A 26,884-nucleotide genomic window follows, 5' to 3' on the forward strand; every position below is an offset into this window, starting at 1 on the left:
TCGCAGCCCTCGCCTATCTGAAGGCATGCGCCGCGGCCGGCTTGCGCGATCGCAAAGCGCGGCCGTTCAGATTTGGTTCATCATCCCGGCCGGATGCTGACCTGTGACGCTTCGCCCCCGATTCGGATGGCGAAGCCTCTTGCATGCGCAGAAAAACTCATCGCATATCGCGCGGACCAGTTCCGTAACCGATACGGTGAGCATGACACGCTTCGCGCGCCTCCGCCGATCGCTCGAAGAGCTTTTCCCCGAACGCCACCTCTATGTCCGCTCCGGCGGCGAGATGCGGGCCTTCGTCCTGACCCCCGCCAAGCAGATCTCCGCCGCCGCCGCCGTGGCCGTGGGCGCGCTGTGGGTGGGCGTCAGCACCGCGGCCATGGTGATGAACGCCTTCTCCCTCTCGGCCAGCGACCGGGAAGTGCTGAAGGTGAAGTCGCAGTACGAGCGCTATGTGGCCGACCGCGAGGCGCGGCTGAACAGCGCCGTGGCCCAGCTGAACGCCGCCGAGGGCTCGGCCGACGTGCTGGCCGAGGTGGTGGAGAAGCGCCACGCCGCGCTGGCCATGCTGCTGACCGAGGCCAAGGGCTCGCCCGGCGCGGCCGAGGCCCTGGCGCCGGCGCTGGCCCGCGCCGCCACCCCGCCGGAGGGGGCGAGCTCGGTGCGCCGCATCGAGCTGGTGCGCGCCAGCCAGGAGCGCCTGATCGACGCGGCCAACGACTACGCCAAGACCCGCGCCGACCGCCTGCGCGTGGCCTTCCGCCTGGCCGGCCTGACGCCGGGCTCCTACGTGCCCAAGGGCGGCTCGCTGGGCGGCCCGCTGATCGAGGCCAAGGACCCCCGCGCGCTGGCCGTGGTGCTGGACGTGGACGAGGCCTTCGCCCAGCGCATCCAGGCTGCCGCCACCAACCTCTCCGAGGCCCGGGCGCTTTCGCAGACCGCCGAGAAGCTGCCGCTCGCCAAGCCCACCTATACCGGCCAGACCAGCGGCTTCGGCGTGCGCTTCGATCCCTTCACCCGCCGCCCGGCCTTCCATTCGGGGCTGGACTTCGGCGGCGGCTACAACACCCCGATCCAGGCGACGGCGCCGGGCGTGGTCTCCTTCACCGGCGTCCGCTCCGGCTACGGCAACACCATCGAGATCGACCACGGCCAGGGCTTCAAGACCCGCTACGCGCACCTGCAGTCGATCGGCGTGCGGCCGGGCCAGCGTGTGGGCGTGGGCCAGCGCATCGGGGCCATGGGCTCCACCGGCCGCTCCACCGGGCCGCACCTGCATTACGAGATCTGGGTCAATGGGCGCGCCCAGAACCCCGGTCGCTTCCTGAAGGCGGGGGAACATGTTCTCAAAGCCGGCTAAGACCAAGCTTCCCGACGCGGGCGCCGCCCGCCCCGACGCCGCGGCCGAGGCGCCGCGCAAGGCCTCCGTGGCCTGCTCGCTGATCGCCGAGAACCTGACCATAGAGGGCGCGGTCGCCGGCGAAGGCGACCTGCACCTGGACGGCGAGATCCGCGGCGACGTGCGCATCGGCAGCCTGACCATCGGCGAGACCGGCCTGGTGGAAGGCTCGGTGACGGCCGAGACCGTCGAGATCCGCGGCCGCGTGGCCGGCTCCGTCACCGCCAAGCAGGTCCGCCTCTACGGCACCGCGCATGTGGACGGCGACATCACCCACGAGCAGCTGGCCATCGAACAGGGCGCCTTCTTCCAGGGCCGCAGCCTGAAGTTCCAGCGCCCCGCCCCGGCCCTGACCCTGGCGGCCGAAAACCCCTCCGACGCGGTCGGCGGCCGCTCGCTCTAGGCCTGCGCGTAGGCGCCGCCCTGCAACAGCGGGGCGGTGCGGCTGACGTCCAGCTCGGCGGCGATCTCCACATCCTGCGCAAAGCCGCGGCCGATCAGCTCGCGGCCGGAGAGGCAGTCGCGCAGGCGCTCGGCCAGGCCCGACCCTTGCGCCGCCGCGAACGCCTCGCGGGCGACCTTCGCCTCGGCGCTCGCCGCCACGCCCAGCCGGTCGATCACCGCGCCGGCGCCGATCAGGTCCTCGACCGCCGGGCGCAGGGAGCCGTCGGGCCACCGCTCGCCGGCCGGGATCACGGCGATGTCCCCGCCGCCCGCCAGGCGCAGCGCGGCTCGCGCCACCGCGCCGGCGTTGCGCAGGCAGCCGGCCAGCACCGGGCGCCCCTCGCCCTCCAGCGACAGGCGCGAGCCGTTCGGCGAGGGCAGCAGCACCGAGGCGCCGGGCTCCACGCGCGCCAGGCTCGCCGGCGAAAGGCTGAGCTGGAGGCCCGAGCGCCGCCGCGCGGCCAGCACCGCCCCCACCCGCGCCGCCTCCGCCGCCGCGGCCGCCTCGTCGCCATGCGCAAACGGCCAGATCCGCGCCCCGCGCGTGACCGCCACGTCCACGGCGGTGCAGAAGGACAGCACGTCGACCACCACCACGACGGCGCACCGCTCGCGCAGGGCCTGGAGGCCGGCGAGGCCCCATTCGCAGTGGGCTTGGGTCATGGGGGCGTTCCTGGACGGCGGTCGGGCGATGGCTGAGAGAGGCGGATGTAGGCAGGACGCGGAGGTTGCGCATGGCCCCAAAGCCTCTCAAGGTTAAGCTTTGGATCGAGGGGCTGGTCGCGAGTGAAATGAGCGGGCTTGAGGGAGAGTTGCGGGAGGAGCGCATGTCCAAGAATAGCGGTGATCCTGGCGAACAGTCGAAGGCGGTTGCGGTTGCGGTTTTGAACGAAACGATATCGGGATTACCTGTGCCTGTTGCAAAAGGACTAGTTGGCGCAGCTTATCGTCTCCTTGGTGGCGCTGTGGCCTATCCTGCGGCGTGGCTCCAGCGCGCAGTTCAGGGTGTGGAGGACGGCACCGCTGCCCGCACCTATGTGCGCAACGAACTTGCTAAAGCAGCAGCAAGCCAAGCGATAGCGGATCCCAATATTGTCGACAGGGCGCTGTGGTCAATTCTCGGGAATGGGCTTCGAAAGCAAATAAACAAAGAGGCAGTCCTAAAGGCCGCAGCCGAGGAAACTGCACGAAAGCATGGGGAAGGGAAGTGTGACGAAACCTCGGAGCCCGATGCCGATTGGATGAACATTTTTGAACGCTATGCAGAGGATGCATCTAGCGAACGAATGCAAACCCTCTGGGGCCGAGTTCTGGCTGGTGAAGCGAGAAAGACAGGCACTTTTTCACTCAGATCGCTGCGCTTCTTATCGGAGGTAGATCAGGAAACGGCGCAGTGCTTCGAAGAGTTTGCGCAGCGTGTGTTTTCCGACTTCGCGCCTAAAAAACGCGGCGGTCGAATTGAGGGGCACGAGTTCTACGTCTTGAACAGGTTAGAGGTAGCGGGTCTTTTGACTGGATTAGATGGTAATAGAATAAAGATTTATACATTTAATGAAGATGGCAAGGAATACATCAATACCAATGACGTTGTTATAATATTACGCGGTGAAAGCGGCACAAGGTATACACCTTCTGTATATCTACTCACAGATGTGGGGCTCCAAATGCTTTCGCTCTTGACAGAAAGAGACGAGTGGCAGGCCGCGAAAAACTGCATCAAGGATATTGACAAGGGAGGGCTTAAAGAAATTTTGCTGTCAAAACTTGGGTCAGTGCCCGGGGATCCCACCAGGCTGTATCCAATTGGCGAGCCCGAGGTCATATGGCGAGCGTCGGCGTCGGACTAGCAACAAAGTCCAATCCATATGGAGCCCAAAAATTGGCGGGAAGTTGTTAAAAAGAATCGGCTCTATGCAGTTGCATGGCCGGGGACGCTATCGCTGCCTTTCCGCAGAGAGCGAACGGATCGACTCCAGCCTTGACCTCGGCGCAAGACCCGAGGGCTTGGGTCTCTGACGATGACCGGAAGATCGGTGAGCCTTATGATTAAACCGAGGCGTTCGTGCCTAGTGCGTAGCAATCGCAGCCGTTTCGCCGCCGGGCTTCAAATCTCAGACCTCGAAAAACATGGGCGATGGACCTAGGCTTCGTCTCCGAATGCTCGGGGGGCGACAATGCGGCGACCGGTGTTGATTGCGCTGACCTTACTGGCGCTGTGGACCGTGCTCGTCGGCCTTGGCGCACGCAACGGCTGGATGCGCCAGCAGGTGGCGTCCGACGGGGACTCCCCTGGGTTCCTGCAATGGGCGTCGGGTCGGTATGAGGACGAGTCCAAGGGCAATATCGCCATCCTGCTGCTTTCCGAAGGCAGGCCCGCAGCAGACTTCTTCGCGTCTCACGGCCGCGAGGTCGACGAGCACACGATCTTCCAGGTCGCGTCCCTGAGCAAATGGCTGACGGCCTGGGGCGTGATGAAGCTGGCCGAACAGGGCCGCGTCGACCTGGACGCGCCCGTATCCCGCTACCTGTCGCGCTGGCGACTGCCTGCGAGCGAATACGATCTCGACAAGGTCACGGTGCGGAGACTGCTCGCGCACAATTCGGGCCTGACCGATGGATTGGGTTTTCGAGGCTTCGAGCCCGGTCAGGCCCTCCCGTCGCTCGAACAGGAACTGACGAAGACGACGGACGTGCTCCCCTCCGCCGACGGCGAGATCCGGGTCGGCGCCGAACCCGGCTCCGGATGGCGTTATTCGGGCGGCGGCTATCTCATTCTGCAACTGATGATCGAGGAGGTCAGCCAGGAGAGCTTCGAGGCCTTCATGCGGCGCGAGATCTTCGAACCTCTGGGCATGGCCGACAGCACCTTCGTCGATCCGGACCCGAGCAGGCTCGCCGACATCTTCGATGCGGATGGTTCGGCGGCGACGCACTACCGGTTCGCCGCGACGGGCGCCGCATCGCTCTACACCTCCGCCGCCGATCTCAGCCTTTTCCTGCAATCCCAGGCGCCAGGGCGGCCGAACGCCCCGTCGGGACGCGGCGTGCTGACGCCGGAAACGCTGAGACGGATGGCGACGCCGCAAGCCTATCTGCTTGGTCTGCCGATCTGGGGTTTGGGCGAAAGCCTCTATGCGCCCACACGCGAGGGCTTCGTGATCGGCCACGACGGCCAGAACTATCCCGCCATCAACACCACGGCGCGCCTCGACCCCGCGACGGGGAACGGCGTCATCGTGCTCACCACCGGAAGCTCGACCCTGGCGCGCGAGATCGGCGGCGAGTGGACCTTCTGGCAGACCGGCAAGGTCGGTCTCGACACGCTGATCCTGTTCGACGCGCGCAAGATCTTGTTCGTCTGGCTTACTGGCGCGATCGCCATCGTGGTTCTCACGACGTCGGCGGCGATCATGAGACGTCGCCGGGCGCAGATCGCCGGCCTCGAGGGTCGAGGTCTGCGAGATCCCGAGGCTGTTTGAAATCAGGCCCCGCCGTGCTGATCTGCGCCTCGCCTCGACGGCTCAGCTTGCACAGAGGGGAGCTCCCGCACCATGGGCGCCATCCAGCAATTCGCCTTCGCCCTGGGGGGCGCGGCGGGGATCTTCCTGTTCGGCAAGCTGCTGATCGCCAGCGGGCATCGCGCCTTCGAGCCGGCCCTGGATTGGGTCCGGCCGCGGCTGGGGCGCGTGGACCAAGGCCTGGCGGTGTCGGTCGCAGGCTGGCTGGGGCTGGACGAGGGCAAGGCCTGGCGGCGGTGGGCGCGGCTGCTGGGCGTGCTGCTCGCCCTGGGCCTCATAGGCGCGCTGGCGCCCTGGCCGCTCGGGGTGGCGGCCCTGACGCTCGGCCTTGCGGCGGTGCTGGCGGTGTTCCGGCGCTGGGCCTGGGACGAGGAGGACCGCGCGCTGGGGCTCAAGGTCGAGGATCGCCGCTTTCCCCGCGGGGAGGACTATGGCGACGAGGCGCTGGCGGCCCTGGCGGCGGTGTTCATGCTGGCGAGCCTGCTGGTCTGGCGCCTGACCGGAGCCCACGCCTTCGAAGGCCCCGGCGCGGAGGGCGCGGGCGGCTATCTCGTCCACATCCTGTCGGAGGCGTTCGTCTCCCTGCCCATCGTCGGCAATGTGGAGGTGCTGGGCTACCAGGACCCGTCCGGCGTGCGCGCGGTGCTGCCGAACGGCGGCGTGGTGGCGTTCGCCCTGCGGATGGCGATCGACCTGATGGTCATCGGGGGCCTGCTCAAGGCCGTCGAGATCGCCCGCCGGATCGGCCGGGGGCAGGACCTGCGCCGCGAGGAGGCGGCGCTGTCCAGCCGGGAGCCGGCGCAGGTGCTGCCGTCGATCGGGCGGGTGCGCCGCCTGGCGCTGGGCGGGGACGCCAACGCCATGGGCCTGCTTTCCCAGACGGCCGCGGACGGAGGCCAGACGCCGCGCGCTCGGCTGTGCGCCATCCACGCCCTGCGCGAGATCGCCGCCCAGCATCCGGAATGGGCGGCCGCCATCCTGCTGGACAATCGGCTGGCTTGCGCCGCCGTGGCCGCCGATCCGGCCACGGCCGAGGCCGGCCTACGGGCCGCGGCCCATGTGGAGGAAGCGGAGAACGCCGTCGCCGAGGCGCATTTCAGCCAGGGCCACGTCGCTGCGAAACTCATCGACAGGGCGATCTCGGCCCTCGGCCAGGCCGTGCTCGAGCCGGGCCTGACCCCGCTGCCCGACGCGTTCCTGCGGGACGATCCGGAGCCGGCTTCGATCCTGCCGCGAGTGGAGATCGTGCTGCGCATCTCCAAGCTGCTGACGACCAAGGCCGAGCTGTCGCACGCGGAGAGCACGGTCGAGATCCTGACCGAGGCGCTGGGTTACGTCGAGACCGCGTTCAGCCACATGCCGGAGGCCGCGCCGCCCCGGCTCCGCTTCCGCGCGCACCAGCACCACGCGGAGATCCTGGCGCGGCTGGGCCAGCTGGACGCCGGGTACGACGGGAGCCTGCGGCTGACCGACGCCCTGGACGCCTTCGCCAGGGCCGAAAGCCTGCTGGACGAGGCCGACCTGACCCTGCGCGTCGGCCTCTGGGTGGGCCGCGGGGTCGCGCACGAGATCCTCGGCCGGCGCACCGAAGGCGCGCAGGCGCTCGGCCACTTCGCCGAGGCGGCGCAGCTGTTCGAAGCCGCCGGCGCCCTGTCGGCCAAGACCCAGGCCGACAGGGGCGAGACGGCGCGGTGCCTCCTCAACCTGGGCAATGCATGCTGCTTCGCCGCCGACGCCGCCGGCGAAGCGGAGACGGCGCGCGCCTGGCTCGACCGGGCCCTGCAGGCCTATTTCGCGGCCCTGCAGACCGTGGGCGCCGGCCACTGGCCGGCCCGCGTGCGCGAAGCCCACGAAGGGCTAGGCGCCGCGCACACGCACCGCTTCAGGCTGTTTGGCGAAAAGGACGACATCGTAAGGGCGCTCGGCGCCCGGCTCAGCATCCTCGACGAGATCGACCCTCGCCAGGACCCGGTGGACTGGGCGCTCGCGGCCGTCGAGCTCAGCCAGGCCGAGCACCTGACCCTGCCCTTCGCCGAGTCCACCGCGACGAGCCGGACCGCGCGCGACCGCCTGCGGCAGGCCCGCGACCTGCTCGACCAGGCCGGAGAGACGCAGGAGGCGCGCCGCTGCGAGGCCCTGATCGAGATCATCGAAGCCGAGATCGCCGCGCGCGACGGCGGGGCTTGAGGTCCCCTACCCCTCCCGCGTCGCCCCGACGCGCTGGGCGAGCGCCGCGCCCATGAAGCGGTCGAGGTCGCCGTCGAGGACGCCCTGGGTGTCGGAGGTCTCCACCTCGGTGCGCAGGTCCTTCACCATCTGGTACGGCTGGAGGACGTAGGAGCGGATCTGGTGGCCCCAGCCGATGTCGGTCTTCTGGTCCTCCAGGGCCTGCTGGGCGGCTTCGCGCTTCTGCAGCTCCAGCTCGTAGAGGCGGGCGCGCAGCATCTTCCAGGCCTCGTCGCGGTTGGCGTGCTGCGAGCGCCCCGCCTGGCAGGCCACCACCACGCCGGTGGGGATGTGGGTCAGGCGGACGGCGGAGTCGGTCTTGTTCACGTGCTGGCCGCCGGCGCCGGAGGCGCGGTAGGTGTCGGTGCGCACGTCGGCGGGGTTGATGTCGATCTCGATGGTGTCGTCGACCACCGGATAGACCCAGACCGAGGCGAAGCTGGTGTGCCGCTTGGCCGCCGCGTCGAAGGGCGAGATGCGCACCAGGCGGTGGACGCCGGCCTCGGTCTTCAGCCAGCCATAGGCGTTGGGGCCCTTGACCTGCATGGTGACCGACTTGATGCCCGCCTGTTCGCCGGCGGTCTCTTCCAGGAAGTCGACGCTCATGCCATGCGCGTTGGCCCAGCGGGCGTACATGCGCATCAGCATGCCGGCCCAGTCGTTGGACTCGGTGCCCCCGGCGCCGGAATTGATTTCCACGAAGGCGTCGTTGCCGTCGGCCTCGCCGGACAGCAGGGCCTCCAGCTCGGCGCGGGCGGCGCGCTCCTTGATGGCCTTAAGCTGGGCGCGGGCCTCTTCGAGCGAGGCCTCGTCGCCCTCCTCGTCGGCCAGTTCCGCATAGCCGACGGCGTCGGCCAGGTCGCGCTCCAGCGACTGCACGGCCTCCACGGAGGCGGCGAGCTTGGAGCGTTCGCGGCTGATGGCCTGGGCCTGGGCGGGATTGTCCCAGAGGGTCGGGTCCTCGACCCGGGCGTTCAGTTCGTCGAGGCGTCGGAGGGCTGGTTCCCAGTCAAAGACGCCTCCTGAGCAGTTCGATCGACTGCTCGATGTCGGCCTTGGCAGCCTCGACATCCGCTCTCATGGGACACTCCGAAAGTTGAGCCGGCGCTGATAGCCCGCGCCGGGGGGGCGAGGCAAGGGCCGGCCTCTTTTCCTCCCCCGTTTACGGGGGAGGAAGAAGGCTCAGTACAGCCCGCTCATGTCGTCCTGCTTTTTGGGCGGGGCGGCGGCGGGGGGCGCAGGCGCGCCGGTGATCTGGCCGTCGGGCCAGACCTGGCTGTAGGGCTGGGGCCCGCCGGGCGCGATCAGGGGAGCCGGCTGGGGCTCGGTGCCGGGCTTGAAGGCCTCGCGAATGCCGCGGACGGTGGCGAACTTGGCGTTGGCCGGGGGCTTCAGCTCGGCCTTGGGCCAGGGCTTGGCGGCTTCCTGCATGAACTCGATGAAGATCGGCACGGCCGCGGTGGTGCCGGTCTCGCCGTGGCCCAGGCTGCGGTTGTCGTCGAAACCGACGAAGATGCCGGCCACCACCTGGGGCGTGAAGCCGACGAACCAGGCCGAGCGGTACTCGTTGGTGGTGCCGGTCTTGCCGCCGGCCGGGCGGCCGAGCACCGAGGCCGAGGCCGCCGTGCCGCGCTGGACCACGCCTTCCAGCATGGAGGCGATCTGATAGGCGACGATGGGGTCGAGCACCTGCTCGCCGGCCGGGTCCACGCGGGGGCTCTCGTCGCCGTTGAAGCCTGAGATGCAGCGCGGGCAGTCGCGGCGGTCGGCGCGGAAGATGGTCTTGCCCTCGCGGTCCTGGACCAGCTCGATCAGGTGCGGCTCGATCCGCCGGCCGCCGTTGATGAAGGCGGCGTAGGCGGCGGTGAGGCGGAAGGGCGTGGTCTCCACCGCGCCGAGCGCCATGGAGAGCACCGGCTGGGCGTCGTCGACCACGCCCATTTTGATGGCGAGGTCGCGCACCTTGCGCACGCCCAGCGCATAGGCCAGCCGCACCGTCATGGCGTTGCGCGAGAGCTCCAGCCCGCGGCGCAGGGTGAGCGCGCCATAGTACTGGCGGTTGTAGTTCTCCGGCGTCCAGTCGCGGCCGTCGCCGCCGCGCAGGGTGATGGCGGAGTCCATCACCACGCTGGCGGGCGTGTAGCCGTTCTCCAGCGCCGCGGCGTAGACGATCGGTTTGAAGGCCGAGCCCGGCTGGCGCTTGGCCTGGGTGGCGCGGTTGAAGCTGGAGAGCGAGAAGGAATAGCCGCCGACCATCGCCAGCACACGACCGGAGTGCGGCTCCATGGCCACCAGGGCGCCGTTGACGATCGGCACCTGCTTCAGCCGGTAGCCGCCGCTCTCCGCCGGCTCGACGAAGATCAGGTCGCCGACATTCAGCCCCTTGCCGGCCCGGGCCCAGGAGACGTCCGCCGAGGCCAGGGCGCCCACATCGCCGGTCTCGGCCACCTGCACGCGGACCTGGGAGCCGGACACCTCGGTGACGGCGGCGGCGCGCCAGGTGCGGCGTTCGGCGGGCGGCGACTTGCTGCGGGCCGCCTGTTCCCAGCCCGGCGCGATCTCCACCCGGCCCCAGGCCCCGCGCCAGCCGTGGCGGCGGTCATAGGCCTCCAGCCCGTTCATCAGGGCCACCCGCGCGGCGCTCTGCAGCCGCGGGTCCAGGGTGGTGCGCATGTAGTAGCCGCCCTCGTTCAGCCGCTCGCCCAGGGTGGAGAGGCCCCGACGGCGGACCTCCTCCACGAAGAAGTCGGCGTCGCGGTACTGCGCGCGGCGGGGGGCGGGCTGGACCTTCAGGTCCTCGGCGATGGCGGCGTTGGCCTCGGCGCGGCCGACCCAGCCCAGGTCGGCCATCTGGTTCAGCACCCAGTCGCGCCGCGCCTTCGCCTGGGCCTTGCGGCGGGTCGGATGGTAGTTGTCCGGCCCCTTGGGCAGGGCGGCCAGATAGGCGGCCTCGGCCAGCGTCAGGTCGGAGATCGACTTTCCGAAATAGTTGTAGGCCGCAGCGCCCACGCCATAGGAGCGGTAGCCGAGCCAGATCTCGTTCAGATAGAGCTCGAGGATCTGCTCCTTGTTGAGCGTCTTCTCCAGGCGCCCGGCGAGGATCGCCTCCTTGAACTTGCGCCCCAGCGTGGCGTCGCTGGTGAGCAGCACGTTCTTGGCCACCTGCTGGGTGATGGTCGAGCCGCCCTCCAGCCTTCGCCCCTGAGCGGCGTTCAGCACGTTCTTGGCCATGGCCCGGGTCAGGCCCATCGGATCGACGCCCGAATGGCGGAAGAAGTTGCGGTCCTCGGCGGCCAGGAAGGCCTGGGCCAGGTGCGGCGGCATGTTGTCGTAAGGCACGTAGATGCGCCGCTCGCGCGAGAACTCCCCGATCAGGGTGCCGTCCCAGGCATAGGCGCGCGTGGCGGTCGGCGGGCGGTAGTCCACCAGGTCGGCCGCATCGGGCATGTCGTGGAACAGCCAGGCCGCATAGATGGCGATGGCGAAACCCGCCAAGGCCACAGCGCTCAGCACGGCGACGCCGGCGATCGCGACCCATCTTTCGGGAGGATTCAAATCAGACAGACCTCCGCGGGCGCCCTCACCCCGCGCCCACGATCTAGCGTGCGTCGCGCCGGGCGCCAACGGCCCTGCGACGGCTTACCGCGCGGAGGGGCGCGCTCTTGCGCCAGGTCAATGCGCCGGCGCGAGTGCGCGCCAGGATGGCGGCGAACCGATGGAGCCTTCCATGGACGCGCGCCTGAAACAGAAGATCGTCTCCCTGCTCGATACCCACCGGACGATGCGCCTGGCGACGCTCAGGCCCGACGGCTGGCCCCAGACCACCAGCGTCGGCTACGCCAATGACGGACTGACCCTCTATTTCCTGTGCGGCCAGGAGAGCCAGAAGGCGGCCAACCTGGCCCGCGACGACCGCGTCTCGCTGGCCATCGACGACGACACGCCCCAGGTCATGCAGATCCAGGGCCTCTCCATGGCCGCCCGAGCGCGCCGCGTGACCGACGAGGCCGAGGGCGCCCGCGCGCTCGGCCTGCTCTTCGCGCGCTATCCGGCGCAGGAAGGCATGACCTTCACCCTCCCCGCCCCCGCTGAGGTGGCCATCTTCCGCCTCACGCCCACGGTGATCTCGGTGCTGGACTACACTCAGGGCTTCGGCCACACGGAGCTCGTGCCCTGCGAGGCGGAGGCGGCGGGCTGAGGGCGGCGAGCCCCAGTCATCGATGATCGAGTTCGGTGTCCTGATCTGGGTCGGCGGTGGCGCCGGCCCCTCACCCGCCCTCGGCGTCGACGGCGATGATCACCGCCTTGCCACGCGACAGCGGCTCCCACCCGGCTTCGAGGGCCGAGGCGATGGCCTTGGCGACCAGTTCCGGCGCGATCTGCGAGGCCTGAAGCTGGCGCAGGCCGAACCTGGGCTGCGGCCCCGGCGGGAACTCCAGCACCGCCTCGCGCCGGCCCTCCCGATGACGCACGGCGATCCCCATGCCCCGCCGCTCGGCCGGATCGCTGGACCACTGCGGCCGGCGCTGCAGCCACCAGACATAGGGCTCGCCCCCGACCTCGATCTCGAACTCGTCGATGTGTTTCTTGCGGCTCATGGGCGGCGAGTTAGCGCGGGAGGGGGCGTGGGCCAGCCGGCGTGGGGCGTGAGTAATAGTCAGGTGCTTGCGCGGCAAGGGGTCCATGCCACTTGTCTGCGCTCGCGTTGCAAGGTCGAATACTTCTGCCATGAGCGAAACGCCCTTCTTAGACTCCCCCTCTGCATCGGCGCGCATCCTCGTCGTCGAAGACGAGCCCGTCATCGCGGCGGACATCGCACACACCCTCACGGAGGCCGGGCATCATATTGTCGGAATAGCAGGCACTGCGAGCGAGGCTTATGCTCAGTTCTTAGAGCATCAACCCGACCTCGTTCTGGCAGACTTGCAATTGGCTGATGGCTCGTCTGGCCGCGACGCCGTATGGTCAATGCTCAAGGTGCGCAATGTTCCAACAGTCTTTGCAACGGCCTTTCCGGAGCGTCTTCTGACGGACAAGCGCCCAGAACCGACCTTTCTACTAACAAAGCCATTTCAACCCGCAACGCTGGCGGCCGCGGTTACACGAGCTCTGACCGGCAAGCTGCCCACCGAACCCACACCTGGCGAAGCGCTTAGGTTTGCTGCCGCTCAGGCTCGCCAGACCTTGGAGAAACTTGCACCCGAAGAACCGTTCGAACTGAGAGACATTCCGCTGGGCCACAACGGACCACCCGCCGAGCAAGGTCTGCCCTACAACGACTTCACAATCACCATTGAAATCCTGCATCGCTTGGAGAAAGCACCTGAAACTCCTCCACCAGATCCCAGTGCGTTGTGCGAAGATAGGAAAAGGCTATCTCAGTCGGCGACGCGGATTGCGGAATGGGTGGCAAGTAGGGTGGCTGACGGTTTCCTGACTAGAGTTGGAGAAAACTTGGCCGATATCCGAACCATTATAGGTTTGTGGTTGATTGCTAGTGGAGCACTTGAGCGAGTAGTTAGCGCGCTAGTGATATACCTAGGGGCAGGCTAGAGGCAGAGCGCTCGACCGTCTGTTCGTCGAAACAGGCGTCGATAGCTTCGGCGACGGAGTCCATCAGCTGGTTGCGCCAGGCCGCGTCACCCAGGGCATCGACCATCCTCAGTCCGACGACCAACCGGGCGCCACGTAGTTTTTGAACGCGCAGACGCCGCCGGCCTCCGTGGCGCTGACGCCGTCCTGCCGCCCCGCCAGCCATCCCTCCACTGTCGCCCGGACCTGCTTGTACGTCACATTGGTTGGCGTCAAAGTAACCGTGACGTGGCGGTTGCAAGTATATTGGTCAACAAAGTACTTCCTAGGGGACGATCCGATAAGGTCCACCGTCGGGTTCTGCGTCAGCATGACCGTTTCCAACGGCGCAAATGGTTCCGATGACTTGATGAGAAACGTCATCTTTCGAATGAACGACCCGTTCTTGTAGTCCCCCTCTATCGCCGTCACCTCGAATTTTCCAACCGAGAAGCGCTCCACAAGCTTCGCTTTGACGGGCCCCATAGGATCGGTGAGCCGCAACTCGACGGCGTGGAAAAGGCGGCGCGCCTCAAGGTCATAGCCCTCCGCATCCTCCTTCGCGGCCAAGCTTCGAAGCGCGATGAAGTTGGGAAGCGGACCGAGACTGCCCGATTGCGGCCTTTGCACGTCTTCAAGCGCCTTGAGGGCGCTGTCGTAATCCTCTTCGTAGAGAGCGATCTCCGCTCGCATGGTCTGGGCATAGGGCAGGATCGGTGTGGAGGGGCATGTCGCGATCAGGCCGTCCAGAAGGGTCTTGGCCTCGTCAAACCGTTGCGCTTCGTAGGCCGCAAAGGCGGGCGTCCACGCCTCATAGATCGCGTCGTTGTCGTTGCAGTTCAACGCCGCCGCAGCAGCCAGTGCGATCCCCAACATTCAAACTTGCCCCTTCCCACTCAGCCACACATTGCAGCGCGGGTGCTGACAATTCAAATGCAATCTGGGGTGGCTTGCCCGACGCCCGCCGCCTTTCGCAGCGCCCGCTCGCTGGAGCGGTCGCGCCATTGCGCCTAAGCCCCCTACCGCGCCGCAATCCGGGTCTGTTCGCCGAAATAGGCGTCGATGGCTTCGGCGGCGGCGGCCATCAGCTGGCCGCGTCGGGCGGTGTCGCGCAGGACGGCTTCGTCATCGGGGTTGGTGATGAAGCCCATTTCCAGGAGCACGGCCGGCACGTCGGGGGCCAGGAGGACGGCGAGGCCGGCCTCGCGGTGGCTGCGGCGCAGGAGCGGCTGGTGGTCTGAGATGCGGGTCAGCAGGGTCTCGGCGAAGACCGCCGAGCGGTTGCGGGTCATGCGCTGGGTGAGGTCGAGCAGGATGGTCGAGACCCCTTCGTCCCCATGCGAGCCGGCGCGCATGAACCAGTCGTCCTTGTTGACGAACTTGGCCGAGCGGCCGGTGGCGCGGTCGGCGAGAGTGTAGACGCTGGCCCCGCGCAGCGAGGCGTCGGTCCCCGCATCGGCGTGCAGGGAGATGAAGAGGTCGGCGTCGGCGCGGCGGGCGGTCTGGACCCGCACGTCGTGGGCCACATAGACGTCGGCGTCGCGGGTCATCACCACCTTGTAGCGGCCGGTCTTCTCCAGGTGGGCCTTGAGCTGGCGGGCGGCGGCCAGGGTGACGTCCTTTTCCCAGCCCTGGGCGCCCTTGGCGCCGGGGTCCTTGCCGCCGTGGCCGGCGTCGATCACCACCACCTTCTTCAGGTTCAGCGGCTTGGCCTTGGTGACCGGGGCGGCCGCCGAGGTCAGCTTCACGTCCGAGGCCGGGGCCGCAACGCGCTGGGGCGAGGTGGAGGCCAGGTCGATTACATAGCGGTAGTGCGTCACGCCGTCGGCCGGCGGCAGCAGGAAGCGGCGCTTGACCGTCGCCTCGCCGGAGAGGTCGGCCTTGAGCCGCGCGCCGCCGGGGGCGTCTTCCAGCACCCAGTTCTTGACCAGGCCCTGGCCCGCGCCCTGCAGCCCGCCGGCGGCGGCCACGCCCGGCAGGTTGACGACCACGCGGCCGTCGGAACCGTCGGAGGCCACCTTGCCGGTGGCCGAGCGGTCGAGGTCGATGACGATGCGGGTCTCGTTGCGGTCGCCGCCCAGGCGCACCTTCAGCACGTCGGCGCCGGCGGCTGCAGCGTGGGAGGCGGCCACGGCGGCCATGCAGCCGACCGCCGTCAGGGCGGCCGCGAGCGCCCGCCCCCTGAACTTCCGCACCACTTCGCCGATACGCGCGAACATCACCCGCACCAATTCCCCGGATTCTTCAAAGGCATATAGCCGGGATCAGCGTAGACAAAGGGTTAACCCGCTTAAGGCGAGAGGATGCCGTCGCGCCGCTTTCCTTTTCCGCGCGAGTGTTGCAAAGTCCGCCCGCGCCGGAGCGCGCGCCTTGCGTCGCAGGGCGAGCCCCCGTGCCGTTCACCCCCGCGTCGATTCTTCGCCCTGTGCGACGACGCATCATCCGATCCGCGTTTTCTTCAAAAAGCGCGCCTGGGAACACACCAATGGGCAGCGCCGCCAGAGCCCAATTCCGGCCCAAAACCCGCGTCGTCGATTTCGACCACGCGAGGCGGCTGGCCGTGCGCGCCCTCCTGACAGACGGGCGGCGCCCGAGCCTCGTGCTCGCGGCGCGCCACGGAGATCCGTTTTATGTCCAAGAAGATGTTGATCGACGCCGCTCACGCCGAAGAGACGCGTGTGGTGGTGGTCGACGGGACCCGCGTTGAAGAGTTCGATTTCGAAAGCCAGAACCGCAAGCAGCTCAGAGGCAATATCTATCTCGCCAAGGTGACGCGCGTCGAGCCGTCGCTGCAGGCGGCCTTCATCGAGTATGGCGGCAACCGCCACGGCTTCCTGGCTTTCAACGAAATCCACCCCGACTACTACCAGATCCCGGTCGCCGACCGCGAAGCCCTGCTGCGCGAAGAGGCCGAGGAGGACGATGAGCCGCAGGAAGCCCGCCCTGCCCGCGCCTCGGACGACGAGGACGAGGAAGACGGCGCGCTGGCCGACGACGACGACGTGATGGAGGAAGAGGTCGCCCGGCGCCGCCGGCGGCTGATGCGCCGCTACAAGATCCAGGAGGTTATCCGCCGCCGGCAGATCATGCTGGTGCAGGTGGTCAAGGAGGAGCGCGGCAACAAGGGCGCGGCGCTGACCACCTATCTCTCGCTGGCCGGCCGCTACGGCGTTCTGATGCCCAACACCGCCCGCGGCGGCGGCATTTCGCGCAAGATCACGGCAGTCACCGACCGCAAGCGCCTGAAGGGCGTGGTCCAGAGCCTGGACGTGCCCGAAGGCATGGGCCTGATCGTCCGCACCGCCGGCGCCAAGCGCACCAAGGCAGAGATCAAGCGCGACTACGAGTACCTGCTGCGCCTGTGGGAGAACATCCGCGAGACCACCCTCCACTCGATCGCGCCGGCGCTGATCTATGAGGAAGAGGACCTGGTGAAGCGCACCATCCGCGACCTCTACGACAAGGATATCGACGAGGTCTGGGTCGAGGGCGAGGCCGGCTTCAAGGAAGCACGCGACTTCATGCGCATGCTGATGCCGTCGCAGGCCAAGAAGGTGCAGGCCTATCGCGAGCCGACGCCGCTGTTCGTGCGCCACAAGGTGGAAGACCACCTGTCGCAGATCTATTCGCCGGTCGTGCCCCTGAGGTCCGGCGGCTATCTGGTGATCAACCAGACCGAAGCCCTGGTCGCCATCGACGTGAACTCCGGCCGCGCCACGCGCGAGCGGAACATCGAGGCCACGGCGCTGAAGACCAACATGGAGGCGGCCGAGGAGGCCGCCCGCCAGCTGCGCCTGCGCGACCTGGCCGGGCTGATCGTCATCGACTTCATCGACATGGACGAGTCGAAGAACAACCGGGCGGTCGAGAAGAAGCTGAAGGACGCCCTGAAGGACGACCGCGCCCGGGTGCAGATGGGCAAGATCTCGGCCTTCGGGCTGATGGAGATCAGCCGCCAGCGCCGGCGCACCGGCGTGCTGGAAGGCACCACCCACGTCTGCGAGCATTGCGGCGGCGCCGGCCGGGTCCGGACTGTGGAATCGAGCGCGCTCGCGGCCCTGCGCGCGGTCGAGATCGAGGCCCTGCGCGGCGGCGGCGAGGCGACGCTGAAGGTCCCGCGCGCCGTCGGGCTCTATATCCTCAACGAGAAGCGCAATCACCTGACGCGCATCCATGAGAGCCTGGGCCTGTTCGTCACCGTGGTGATCGACGACGCCCTGGCCCATGCCGACCACGAGATCGAGCGGACGGCCTCGGAGACGCGGCCCGAGCACGCCGCCCTGGTCCACCACGCCCCGCTGCAGGCCTATGAGCCGGTCGAGGACGACTTCGACGATGCGGCGGTCGAGGACGAGGACGAGGACGAGGAAGAAGACGACGAGGCGATCGCCCGCGAGGCCAGCGACGACGACGAGGCCGAGCAGCGCTTCCAGGACCACGAGGACGGCGAGGATCGCGGCGGACGCCGCGGCCGGCGCCGGCGGCGTCGCGGCCGCCGCGACGGCGAGGGGCGCGAAGAGCGCCCGGCGGCCGAGGCCAAGCCCGAGCGCGACGACGACGCCAGCGGCCGCCGCCGCCGCCGGGGCCGCCGCGGCGGCCGCCGCATGCGCGACGACGGGCGCCCGCAGGACGCCTTCTCCTGGGTGCGTCCGTGGGTGCCCTATGGCGAGGACCCGTTCGTCTGGCACGATCCGGCCGAGGACATGCCGAGCCTGACCGCGCCGGCCGAGCTTGCGCCCGTCCCGGCTAACGATCCCCAGCCCGAGGTCGAACCCGCCGCGGCCGCGGCCGCGCCGGCGGCCGAGGAAGACGTGTGGGTCGAACTGCCGTCGCCCGAAGAGCCGGTGAAGAAGGCCCGCAGCCGCCGGGGCCGCGGTAAGGCTGCCACGGCGGCCGCGCCGGAAGCGCCGGCGATCGAGGCCCCGGTCGAGGCCGAAGCTGTGGTTGAGGCCCCCGCTCCGGCCCCCGCCGAGCCCGAACCGGAGGCCGCCCCGGCCAAGAAGCCGCGGACGCGCCGCGCCAAGGCCAAGGCCGAGGCTCCCGAGCCCACGGCGGCCGAGCCGGTCGCCCAAGAGCCAGTCGCGCTTGCGCCGGAGCCTGTCGCCGCGGCTGCCGAGCCCGAGCCGGAACCCGCGCCCCGCGAGCCGGATCCGGCGGAGATCACCGCGCCGCCCGCCGCGCCGCGCCGGGGCTGGTGGCGGCGAAGCTAAACGACTAGGTTCGGGCAGGGGGAGCGTTGGAGTTGTTCGGCATGGCCGCCCCTGCCCGTCCCAGGTCCTTCCGGAGGTTCGCCCGCTCGGCGCTGGCGGCTTTAGCCGCCCTGAGCCTCGCCCTGCCGGCCGCGCCGGCCCAGGCGCGGGAGGACGACGGCCTGACCCTGATCCGGGACACCGAGATCGAGGCGATCCTGCGGGCCAATTCCGAGCCGATCTTCAAGGCGGCGGGCATCGATTCGAAGTCCATCGAGATCCTGCTGATCGGCTCGAAGGAGCTGAACGCCTTCGCCGCGCCCTCGACCATGGGCGTGTTCACCGGCCTGATCCTGGAGGCCGACACGCCCAACCAACTGCAAGGCGTGATCGCTCACGAGGTGGGCCACCTGGCCGCCGGCCACAGCGCCCGCCGCGGTGAGCTGAACGCCGCGGGCATGCGGCCCTTCCTGCTGACCATGGGCCTGGGCGTGCTGGCCGCCCTGGCCGGCGCGCCGGACGCGGCGGCGGGCCTGGTGGGCAGCGCCAACTATTTCGGCACTCTGGGCGCCATGGGCTATTCCCGCGAGCAGGAAGGCCGCGCCGACCAGGCCGGCGCCAACCTGATGGAACGGGCCGGCCTCTCCGGCAAAGGGCTCGTCGAGTTCTTCGAGAAGTTCCGCTACCAGGAGGTCTTCCAGGAAGCGCGCCGGTTCGCCTATTTCCGCTCCCACCCGATCTCGTCCTCGCGGATCGAGGCCCTGCGCCACCGCGTGGAGGGCGGCCGCTATTACGACCAGACCGACACGCCCGAAGCCCTGGCCGAGCACGCGATCATGCGGGCCAAGCTGGACGGCTTCCTCAACCCCACCGTGGCCATCGTGAAATACGGCGAGAAGGATACGAGCTATCCTGCGCGCTACGCCCGGGCCATCGCCTATTATCAGATGAAGCAGCCCGACCAGGCGCTGAAGGCCATCGAGGCTCTCATCGAGGAGCAGCCGGAGAACCCCTATCTCTGGGAGTTGAAGGGCCAGGTGCTGTTCGAATTCGGCCGCGCGGTCGAGGCGGAAGAGCCGCAGCGCAAGTCCGTCGCCCTGATGCCGGAGGCGCCCCTGCTGCGCATCAATCTCGGCCAGACCCTGATCGCGCTCGACGACGAGGCCAAGGTCGAGGAAGGGGTTTCCGAGCTGCGGAAGGCCCTGACCCAGGAGCACGACAACGCCGTGGCCTGGCGCCTGCTCGCCCAGGCTTACGACAAGCAGGGCAAGGACGGCCTCGCCCGGCTCGCGACCAGCGAATACTTCTTTGCGGTCAAGGATACGACCCAGGCCCGGGTCTTCGCCATGCGCGCCCGCGACATGCTGGAGAAGGACACGCCGGAATGGCGCCGGGCCACCGACATCGTGCTCACCTCCAAGCCCAGCCGCGAGGACTTGAAGGAGCTTGCGAGCGAAGGCGCGGTGACGCGCCCCACCACGCGCTGATCCGTCGCCCCTTCGCAAATCGCTCCGCCTGTCCTATCTGCGGCGGATGAAACGCGCCCTCGTCCTTGGCCTGACCCTGGCCGTCGCCCTCTTCACCGCCGGCTGCGGCCGCGCCGACGACGCCTTCGGGAACCGGGTGCGGGCCTATCTGCTCGAACATCCCGAGGTGATCGAGGAGGCGGTCCAGAAGCTGCAGGAGAAGCGGCTGGCCGAGGCCGCCGAGGTGGCCCGCGCGGGCCTCGCCAAGCATCGCGAGGCGCTGGAGCGCGACCCGCGCGATTTCGTGGCCAATCCGGACGGCAAGATCACCGTCGTGGAGTTTTTCGACTACCGCTGCGGCTACTGCAAGGTGACCGCGCCGGAGATCCTGCAGATCATCGAGGAGAACCCGGACGTCCGGTTCGTCTTCAAGGAGTTCCCGATCTTCGGGGGCGTCTCGGACCTGGCCGCCCGGGTGGCGCTCTCGCCCCAGGCCAAGCCGAAGACGCTGGAGCTCTATCGCCGCTTCATGGCCGAGAAGTCGCTGGACGAAGCCGCCATCGACCGCCACCTGCGCGCCATCGGCGTCGATCCGGCGGCGGCCAAGGCCGGCGGCTCCACCCCTGAGATCGACAAGCAGATCGCCGATGTCCGGGCGCTCGCCCAGGCGCTCGCCATCGAGGGCACCCCGGCCTTCGTGGTTGGCGACAGGATGATCCCGGGCGCCGACATCCCCGCCCTGCGCGCCGCCATCGCCCAGGCCAAGGGCGGCGAGCTGAAGGCCGCGCCGAACCCGGACCTTTCCTAAGCGCGGCCTTTCCCCGCAAGCGCCCCGAAGGCGGCGTAGACCACCTCGTCAGGGACGAGTTCCGGCGTCAGGAAGCGCTGGAAAAACAATCCCTCGATCAGGGCGTCGATGACGCGCACCAGGGTCTCGGCCGGCATAGGAAGATCCTCGGCCGCGACCACGGTTTCGAACCAGGCCGCGCCAGCTTCGTAGCCTTCGGCCATCGCGTCGCGGAACTGTCGGCGCACATCCTCGTGCTTGAGCGCATAGGCGCGATAGGTGAGCGCCCCTACGGCCGCGGCGCGGCGGTCGGGCGCGGCAGCCAACACGGCCTCGGCGACGGCGTGCATGATCTCCGCAAAGCTCGCCCCAGGCCGGAAACGGGGTTGAATAGGCGCCCACTGGCGCTGCGCCAGGGCCATGAAGAGTTCATCCCGGTTGCGGAAGTTCCCGTAGATGGCGCCGGTGGTCATGCCCGCCCGTCGCGCCACGTCCTGCAGGGTCGTGCGCTCGAACCCCTGCTCGCGGGTCAGCTCCAGGGCCGCGTCCAGCAGCCTGGCCCGGGTGCGGGCCCGCTTGGCGCCCTTGGGGCGGCCGCGGAGCTGGGTCTCTTTCGTCATGCGTCCCTCTGGACTCTCACGCTGTAGCGTCACTATTTTATAATTAGATTATTTTTTGGAGGCGGTCATGACAGGCGCCGATCCGGTCGCGAACGCGCTGGCAAGCCGTATCGCCGCCGGCGAGCTGGCGGGCGCGGCGGCGTCGGCCTGGCGGGCCGGCGGGCCGGCGCTGACCTGGTGCGCAGGCAGCCGGGACATCGAGACCGGCGCGCCGGCGACAAGCGACACCCTCTTCCGCATCGCCTCCCTGACCAAGCCGATCACCTCGGTCCTGGCCCTGATGCTGATGGAGGACGGCCGGATCGCGCTGGAGGATCCCATCGCACGCTGGGCGCCGGAATTCGCCGAGATGCGCGTGCTGCGTGATCCGGAAGGCCCGCTTGGGGACGCCTCCCCCGCCCATCGGCAGATCACCTTCGAGGACCTGCTCACCCACCGGGCGGGCCTGACCTATGGCGATTTCCACGCCGGCCCCATTGCGGCGGCCTATGCCGAGGCCCTGGGCGGCGACATCGACAGCGAAGTTCCGCCCGACGCGTGGATCGCCCGCCTGGGCGCCCTGCCCCTGATCGACCAGCCGGGGGCCCTCTTCCACTACGGACGCTCCACCGACCTGCTCGGCCTGCTGATCGCGCGGATGGAGGGCGCGCCGCTCGGCGAGGTGATGCAGGCGCGGATCTTCGAACCCCTGGGGATGGCGGATACGGGCTTCCGGGTCCCGCTGGAAAAGCGAGACCGGCGCGCGGGCCATCACGGTTTCGATGCAGGCGGACGGCTGGTGAAGCGAAGCGCCGTTCCGGGCGAGGCGGCCCTGCCCGAACGCCCTGAGGGCATGGCCTATGAGTCCGGCGGCCAGGGATTGTGGTCGACCCTCGACGACTATCTGACCTTCGCCCGGCTCTTTGCGGAGGGCGGCGCGGTCGGAGGCGTCCGGCTCCTGCAGCCGGAGACCGTGAGCCTCATGACCGCCAATCGGCTCACGCCGCAACAGCGAGCGGATTCGCAGATGTTCGGCCAGCGGCTGTTCGCCGCCGGCCACGGATTCGGCCTCGGCGTGGCGGTGGTCGTGGAGCCCGAGCTGGCCGATCCCATCCGCTGCGGCGGCGGAACGGGTTCCGTCGGATGGCCGGGCGCCTATGGCGGCTGGTGGCAGGCCGATCCGAACGATGCGAGCGTGCTGATCTTCCTCACCCACAATATGGTCGAACTGCATCAGTTGATGGAGGGGGTCGGGTTGGGCTGCTACGCCGCCATCGGGGAATTCCAACGGCTGGCAACCGACGCCTTGAACTAGCCGCGCTTGCGGCTTTCGCGTGCGCCGGGAGGTTCCCTGCCGCCCAGGATTGCGCCAGGGTGGGCGCTGACCCTTTTCTTTGGAACGCGCATGAAACCGATCATCGCCGCGGCGCTGCTGACGCTGCTTTCGACCGCGCCCGTCCTGGCCCAACCCCAGGTGCGGGAACAGGGCCAGCTCGTCATGGAGAACGTGCCGGTCACCCCGCCCGAAGTGCGCGAGGCGCTGCAGCGCTATTCCAATACACGTTCGGCGCGCTTCCTGGACTGGCTGGACGACGGTTCGATGCTGATCTCCACCCGCTTCGGCCAGACCGCCCAACTGCACCGGGTGACCCAGCCCGGCGGACAGCGCACCCAGCTCACCTTCTTCGACGAACCGGTGATGACCGCCTTGGCCCAGCCGAACGGCGGCGGGCGCTTCCTCTATCCGCGCGATGTGGGCGGGGCGGAATACTTCCAGGGCTATCTGGCGAGCCTGACGGGGGCGGAGGCGGCGTTCACCGCGCCCGGCACGCGGAACCTCGGCTTCGTCTTCTCCCGCGATGGCCGGCGGCTCGCCTGGGCGCAGGTTACGCCGGGGTCGGGCGACTACGAAGTGATGCTGATGGAGGTGGACGATCCGGCCAGTCGGCGGGCCGTGCACAAGGGCGGCGGGGCGGTCTTCCCCATCGACTTCTCGCCGGATGGCGGCAGGCTGCTGCTGGGCCGCACCATCTCGGTCCAGTCCTCCAAGCGCTATCTCCTCGATCTGGCCAGCGGCGCGGCGGCCGAGATCAATCCGTCCCGCAGCGAGATCGCCTACGGCGGCGGGGAGTTCACGCCCGACGGCCGCGCTATCCTGATGCTGTCCGACCAGGGCTCGGAGGTCGCCCGGCTGGTCCGGTACGATCTGGCGACCAAGCGGTTTTCACCTGTCGGCGACGGCGGCCGATGGGAGGTCGAGGACTTCGACCTTTCCGCCGACGGGCGCACCCTCGCCTACACCATCAACGAGGAGGGCCGCTCGCGCCTGGTGGTGCAGGACGCCGTGACCCGCCGCGCCCTGCCGCAGCCGCCGCTGCCGGTGGGCGAGGTGGAAGGCGTCAAGTTCTCGCCGGACGGGCGGCGCCTGGCCATCAGGTTCAATCAGGCGACCTCGCCCCTGGACGTCTGGGTATGGGACCTGGACGCTGCTGAACTGACCCGCTGGACCCACAGCGAGATGGGCGGGCTCGATCCCGCCGAGATGGTCACCCCGGAGCTGATCCGCACGCCCTCCTTCGACGGGCTGGAGGTTCCGGCCTGGGTCTATAAGCCCAAGCGCGCCGGCAAGGCGCCGGTGATCGTCAGCATCCACGGCGGCCCGGAGGGCCAGTCCCGTCCGGGCTTCACCTCCACCTATCAGTACTATGTCAACGAGCTGGGAGCCGCAGTGGTCGTGCCGAACGTCCGCGGCTCCACCGGCTACGGCAAGACCTATGTCAGCCTGGACAACGGCGTGAAGCGCCACGACGCGGTGCGCGACATCGGCGCGATCCTGGACTGGATCGCCCAGCAGCCGGACCTCGACGCCGAGCGGGTGGTCGTCACCGGCGGGTCCTATGGCGGCTACATGTCGCTGGCCTCGCTCGCGCACTACAACGACCGCCTGGCCGGCTCCATCGTGGTGGTCGGAGTGTCGAACTGGCTGACCTTCCTGGCCAATACCGAGGGCTATCGCCGCGACTTGCGGCGCGTGGAGTACGGCGACGAGCGCGACCCGAAGATCCGGGCCTTCCTGGAGCAGGATTCGCCCATGAACCACACGTCGAAGATGACCAAGCCGCTGTTCGTCATCCACGGCTTCAACGACCCGCGCGTGCCCTGGACCGAGGGCCGGCAGGTCGTGGACAAGGTGCGGGCGAACGGCGGCGAGGTCTGGTGGCTGCTGGCCAAGGACGAGGGCCATGGCTTCCGCAAGAAGCCCAACATCGACGCCCAGCGCGAGGCCGAGACCCTGTTCCTGCGCAAGGTGTTCGGGGAATAGCCGCCGCCACGTCGCCCTTTCCCCGACTCCCGCGGTTGGTTAACCTCGCTTGAGAGGGCCGGCCGCCGGAGGGGGTGCGGAGGCAATATGGGCGAGCGTGTGCTGGTCATCGGCGCCGGGATCGGAGGGCTGTTCACGGCCCTCGCCCTTGCGCCGACCGGCCGCGACATCGTGGTGCTGGAGCGCGACCCGCCGCCGCCCGGCAAGGATCCGGAGCTCGCCTTTTCCGACTGGAACCGCCGGGGCGTCGGCCATCTGCGCCATTCGCACGCCTTCCTGGCCCGGCTGCGCACGGTGCTGCGCAGGGAGCATCCGGCCCTGCTGGCCGAGCTGACGCGGGCCGGCTGCCGCGAGCTCGGCTTCGAGCGGATGCTGACCGACCTGCACAAGGCCCGCTACGCCCCGCGTCCGGAGGACCGCGACTTCGTGGTGCTGACCAGCCGCCGCACCACCCTGGAGCTGACGATCCGGCGCTATGTGGAGACCTATCCCAATGTCCGCATCGCCTCGGAGACCTTCGTCCGCAAGCTCCTGATCCAGCACGACCCGGAGGGCCTGAGGGTGGCGGGCGTCTCGGTCGCCGACGCGGCCGGCGGGCGTGACGTGATCGGCGACGTGGTGATCGACGCCGGCGGCCGCACCGCCTCAGGCGTGGAGCAGCTGGTGGAGGCCGGAGCCGCGATCGCCGAGGTGGCCGAGCCTTCGGGCATCCTCTATTTCACCCGGCACTATCGCCTGCGCGACGGCCTCACCGAGCCTGCCCGCAACACCCGCGCACCCTCGACCGGCGACCTGGGCTACCTGAAATTCGGCGTCTTCCCGGCCGACAACGGCTGGTTCTCCATCACGCTCGCCACGCCGGAGCTGGAGATGGAGCTTCGCAAGGCCGCGGTGGACCCGGAGCGTTTCGACGCCGTCTGCCGCACCATCCCCGGGCTCGTTCCCTGGCTGGAGGCGGCCGAGCCCGCCAGCAAGGTGTTCGGCATGGGCGACCTCGCCCTGCGCTGGCGCAGCTTCGTCCGCGACGAGACGCCGGCGGTGCTGGGCTATTTCGCCGTCGGCGACAACCTGATCCGCACCAACCCGCTCTATGGCCGCGGCTGCTCCTTCGCGGCGGTGGAGGCCTATCTGCTGCGCGACGCCCTGGTGGCTTCCGACGATCCGGGGGAGCGCCTGCTGGCCTACGAGGCGGCGGTGGAGCGCGAGCTGCGCCCGTTCTACCTGGCGATGCGCGACCAGGATCGCTCGGCGATCCGGCGGGCGCGGATGGCCCTGACGCCGGGCGCGAGGCCCAGCCTGAAAGGGCGGCTGATGAAGAGCTTCCTCGAGGACGGGGTGAACATCGCCGTGCGCTCCGATCCCGACCTGCTGCGCGAAGCCCTGCGCGGCTTCCACATGCTGGAGCACCCCACCGCCTGGCTGAAGCGGCCCGACAATCTGGCCAAGGTGCTCTACTACTGGGCGCGGGGAAGGCGCCGCAACGCCGCGGCCTATCCACCCAAGCCCGGGCCGGAGCGGACGGCGCTGATGCGGGCCGTGGGCCTCTCGCCCGAGGCCGACCTGCTGCCGGGCCGACGCTAGATCAGGCCCGACAACGGCGAGGACGGGTCGGCGTACGTGCGCTTTGGCATCCGGCCGGCGATGTAGGCCTCACGCCCGGCGATGACGGCGTGCTTCATGGCCCGCGCCATGCGGATCGGGTCCTTGGCCTCGGCTATGGCGGTGTTCATCAGCACCGCGTCGCAGCCCATCTCCATCGCCTGGACGGCGTCGGACGCCGTGCCGACGCCCGCGTCCACCAGCACCGGCACCTTGGCCTGCTCGATGATGAGCGCCAGGTTCAGGAAGTTCTGGATGCCGCGCCCGGAGCCTATCGGCGCAGCCGCCGGCATGATCGCCGCGGCGCCCGCGTCTTCCAGCTTCTGCGCATAGACCGGATCGTCGCTGCAATAGACCATCACCTGGAAGCCGTCGGCGATCAGCAGCTTCAGGGCCCGCAGGGTCTCTTCCATATCGGGCAGCAGATGCCTGGTGTTCGACAGCACCTCGAGCTTGACCAGGTCCCAGCCGCCGGCCTCGCGCGCCAGGCGCAGGGTGCGCACCGCCTCCTCGCCGGTGTAGCAGCCGGCGGTGTTGGGCAGAAAGGTGAAGCGGTCGGGCTTCACGTGGTCGACCAGCATGGGCTGGCTGGGATCGGACAGGTTCACCCGCCGCAGGGCCACGGTGACGATCTCGGCGCCCGCCGCCTCCGCCGCTGCGGCGTTCTGGGCGTAGTCCTTGTACTTGCCGGTGCCGACGATCAGGCGCGAGCGGAAGGTGCGCCCGGCGACGCTCCACGTCTCCTCGGGGTGGGTCGCTCCGTCCAT

General features: G+C 69.0%; 21 protein-coding genes. 13 read left to right on the forward strand and 8 right to left on the reverse strand.

Features of this window, described 5'->3' with window-relative positions; translation table 11 throughout:
• Positions 1–196: 196 nt before the first annotated feature.
• Both ACK41C_RS16345 and ACK41C_RS16350 read left to right on the forward strand, forming a co-directional pair.
• Positions 197–1,357 (forward strand): M23 family metallopeptidase, encoded by a 1,161-nt coding sequence (locus tag ACK41C_RS16345; protein ID WP_409656378.1) that lies wholly within the window; start codon positions 197–199, stop codon positions 1,355–1,357.
• Positions 1,338–1,799 carry a polymer-forming cytoskeletal protein gene (locus tag ACK41C_RS16350; RefSeq protein ID WP_409656380.1) on the forward strand — a complete coding sequence of 154 codons (462 nt, stop codon included), beginning with the start codon at positions 1,338–1,340 and terminating at the stop codon, positions 1,797–1,799. Before ACK41C_RS16345 ends, ACK41C_RS16350 begins: the two co-directional genes overlap by 20 nt.
• On the opposite strand, the gene ACK41C_RS16355 is transcribed toward ACK41C_RS16350, so the two are convergent.
• Positions 1,796–2,503 (reverse strand): 2-phosphosulfolactate phosphatase, encoded by a 708-nt coding sequence (locus ACK41C_RS16355; protein WP_409656382.1) that lies wholly within the window; start codon positions 2,501–2,503, stop codon positions 1,796–1,798. The two genes, ACK41C_RS16350 and ACK41C_RS16355, sit on opposite strands and share 4 nt — an antisense overlap.
• 71 nt (positions 2,504–2,574) lie before the next feature.
• Between ACK41C_RS16355 and ACK41C_RS16360 the strand changes: the two genes are divergently transcribed.
• The 3 genes from ACK41C_RS16360 to ACK41C_RS16370 all read left to right on the forward strand — a co-directional run bounded on the left by ACK41C_RS16360 (position 2,575) and on the right by ACK41C_RS16370 (position 7,545).
• The gene (locus ACK41C_RS16360) at positions 2,575–3,687 is read left to right on the forward strand and encodes a DUF2806 domain-containing protein (RefSeq protein ID WP_409656384.1); all 1,113 of its coding nucleotides are present in this window, start codon (positions 2,575–2,577) and stop codon (positions 3,685–3,687) included.
• Between the two features lie 327 nt (positions 3,688–4,014).
• Positions 4,015–5,319, forward strand: coding sequence for a serine hydrolase domain-containing protein (locus ACK41C_RS16365; RefSeq protein WP_409656386.1), 1,305 nt, complete (start codon positions 4,015–4,017; stop codon positions 5,317–5,319).
• Positions 5,320–5,391: 72 nt separating this feature from the next.
• Positions 5,392–7,545 carry a hypothetical protein gene (locus ACK41C_RS16370; RefSeq protein WP_409656388.1) on the forward strand — a complete coding sequence of 718 codons (2,154 nt, stop codon included), beginning with the start codon at positions 5,392–5,394 and terminating at the stop codon, positions 7,543–7,545.
• Between the two features lie 6 nt (positions 7,546–7,551).
• Here the strand turns inward: ACK41C_RS16370 and prfB are convergent.
• Both prfB and ACK41C_RS16380 read right to left on the reverse strand, forming a co-directional pair.
• A protein-coding gene (gene prfB / locus ACK41C_RS16375) for a peptide chain release factor 2 (protein WP_409656390.1) occupies positions 7,552–8,665 on the reverse strand; the annotation gives its coding sequence in 2 pieces (ribosomal slippage) (positions 7,552–8,595 and positions 8,597–8,665; 1,113 coding nt in all).
• A 101-nt stretch (positions 8,666–8,766) separates the two neighbouring features.
• Positions 8,767–11,139: a penicillin-binding protein 1A gene (locus ACK41C_RS16380; protein ID WP_409656392.1), complete on the reverse strand. Its 2,373-nt coding sequence runs from the start codon at positions 11,137–11,139 to the stop codon at positions 8,767–8,769.
• A 172-nt stretch (positions 11,140–11,311) separates the two neighbouring features.
• Between ACK41C_RS16380 and ACK41C_RS16385 the strand changes: the two genes are divergently transcribed.
• Complete coding sequence (locus tag ACK41C_RS16385) at positions 11,312–11,782, forward strand: pyridoxamine 5'-phosphate oxidase family protein (protein ID WP_409656394.1); 471 nt, start codon at positions 11,312–11,314, stop codon at positions 11,780–11,782.
• Positions 11,783–11,852: 70 nt separating this feature from the next.
• On the opposite strand, the gene ACK41C_RS16390 is transcribed toward ACK41C_RS16385, so the two are convergent.
• Positions 11,853–12,182, reverse strand: a complete 330-nt coding sequence (locus ACK41C_RS16390) for a hypothetical protein (protein WP_409656395.1) — start codon at positions 12,180–12,182, stop codon at positions 11,853–11,855.
• Between the two features lie 130 nt (positions 12,183–12,312).
• Between ACK41C_RS16390 and ACK41C_RS16395 the strand changes: the two genes are divergently transcribed.
• Positions 12,313–13,137, forward strand: a complete 825-nt coding sequence (locus ACK41C_RS16395) for a response regulator (protein WP_409656397.1) — start codon at positions 12,313–12,315, stop codon at positions 13,135–13,137.
• Between the two features lie 108 nt (positions 13,138–13,245).
• Here the strand turns inward: ACK41C_RS16395 and ACK41C_RS16400 are convergent, their stop codons facing one another.
• Both ACK41C_RS16400 and ACK41C_RS16405 read right to left on the reverse strand, forming a co-directional pair.
• Positions 13,246–14,031: a tetratricopeptide repeat protein gene (locus tag ACK41C_RS16400; RefSeq protein ID WP_409656399.1), complete on the reverse strand. Its 786-nt coding sequence runs from the start codon at positions 14,029–14,031 to the stop codon at positions 13,246–13,248.
• Between the two features lie 143 nt (positions 14,032–14,174).
• Entirely contained in the window at positions 14,175–15,374 is a 1,200-nt protein-coding gene (locus tag ACK41C_RS16405) for an N-acetylmuramoyl-L-alanine amidase (protein ID WP_409656401.1), read from the reverse strand.
• 411 nt (positions 15,375–15,785) lie between these two features.
• On the opposite strand from ACK41C_RS16405, the gene ACK41C_RS16410 reads away from it, so the two are divergent.
• Genes ACK41C_RS16410 through ACK41C_RS16420 form a run of 3 tightly spaced genes read left to right on the forward strand, consistent with a single transcriptional unit; the run spans position 15,786 to position 20,618 of the window.
• Positions 15,786–18,365: a ribonuclease E/G gene (locus ACK41C_RS16410; protein ID WP_409656403.1), complete on the forward strand. Its 2,580-nt coding sequence runs from the start codon at positions 15,786–15,788 to the stop codon at positions 18,363–18,365.
• 41 nt (positions 18,366–18,406) lie between these two features.
• Positions 18,407–19,831: a M48 family metalloprotease gene (locus ACK41C_RS16415; RefSeq protein ID WP_409656405.1), complete on the forward strand. Its 1,425-nt coding sequence runs from the start codon at positions 18,407–18,409 to the stop codon at positions 19,829–19,831.
• A gap of 46 nt (positions 19,832–19,877) precedes the next feature.
• Complete coding sequence (locus ACK41C_RS16420) at positions 19,878–20,618, forward strand: DsbA family protein (protein ID WP_409656407.1); 741 nt, start codon at positions 19,878–19,880, stop codon at positions 20,616–20,618.
• Here ACK41C_RS16420 and ACK41C_RS16425 read toward each other — a convergent pair.
• Entirely contained in the window at positions 20,615–21,217 is a 603-nt protein-coding gene (locus ACK41C_RS16425; protein WP_409656409.1) for a TetR/AcrR family transcriptional regulator, read from the reverse strand. The genes ACK41C_RS16420 and ACK41C_RS16425 overlap by 4 nt on opposite strands.
• Positions 21,218–21,284: 67 nt before the next feature.
• On the opposite strand from ACK41C_RS16425, the gene ACK41C_RS16430 reads away from it, so the two are divergent.
• The 3 genes from ACK41C_RS16430 to ACK41C_RS16440 all read left to right on the forward strand — a co-directional run bounded on the left by ACK41C_RS16430 (position 21,285) and on the right by ACK41C_RS16440 (position 26,099).
• The gene (locus tag ACK41C_RS16430) at positions 21,285–22,511 is read left to right on the forward strand and encodes a serine hydrolase domain-containing protein (protein ID WP_409656411.1); all 1,227 of its coding nucleotides are present in this window, start codon (positions 21,285–21,287) and stop codon (positions 22,509–22,511) included.
• A gap of 90 nt (positions 22,512–22,601) precedes the next feature.
• Positions 22,602–24,518 (forward strand): S9 family peptidase, encoded by a 1,917-nt coding sequence (locus ACK41C_RS16435; RefSeq protein ID WP_409656413.1) that lies wholly within the window; start codon positions 22,602–22,604, stop codon positions 24,516–24,518.
• Positions 24,519–24,605: 87 nt separating this feature from the next.
• Positions 24,606–26,099: an FAD-binding protein gene (locus ACK41C_RS16440; RefSeq protein WP_409656415.1), complete on the forward strand. Its 1,494-nt coding sequence runs from the start codon at positions 24,606–24,608 to the stop codon at positions 26,097–26,099.
• Here ACK41C_RS16440 and ACK41C_RS16445 read toward each other — a convergent pair.
• Entirely contained in the window at positions 26,096–26,884 is a 789-nt protein-coding gene (locus tag ACK41C_RS16445; protein WP_409656416.1) for a thiazole synthase, read from the reverse strand. The two genes, ACK41C_RS16440 and ACK41C_RS16445, sit on opposite strands and share 4 nt — an antisense overlap.

Source organism: Phenylobacterium sp. (assembly GCF_046290725.1).
Lineage (GTDB): Bacteria > Pseudomonadota > Alphaproteobacteria > Caulobacterales > Caulobacteraceae > Phenylobacterium.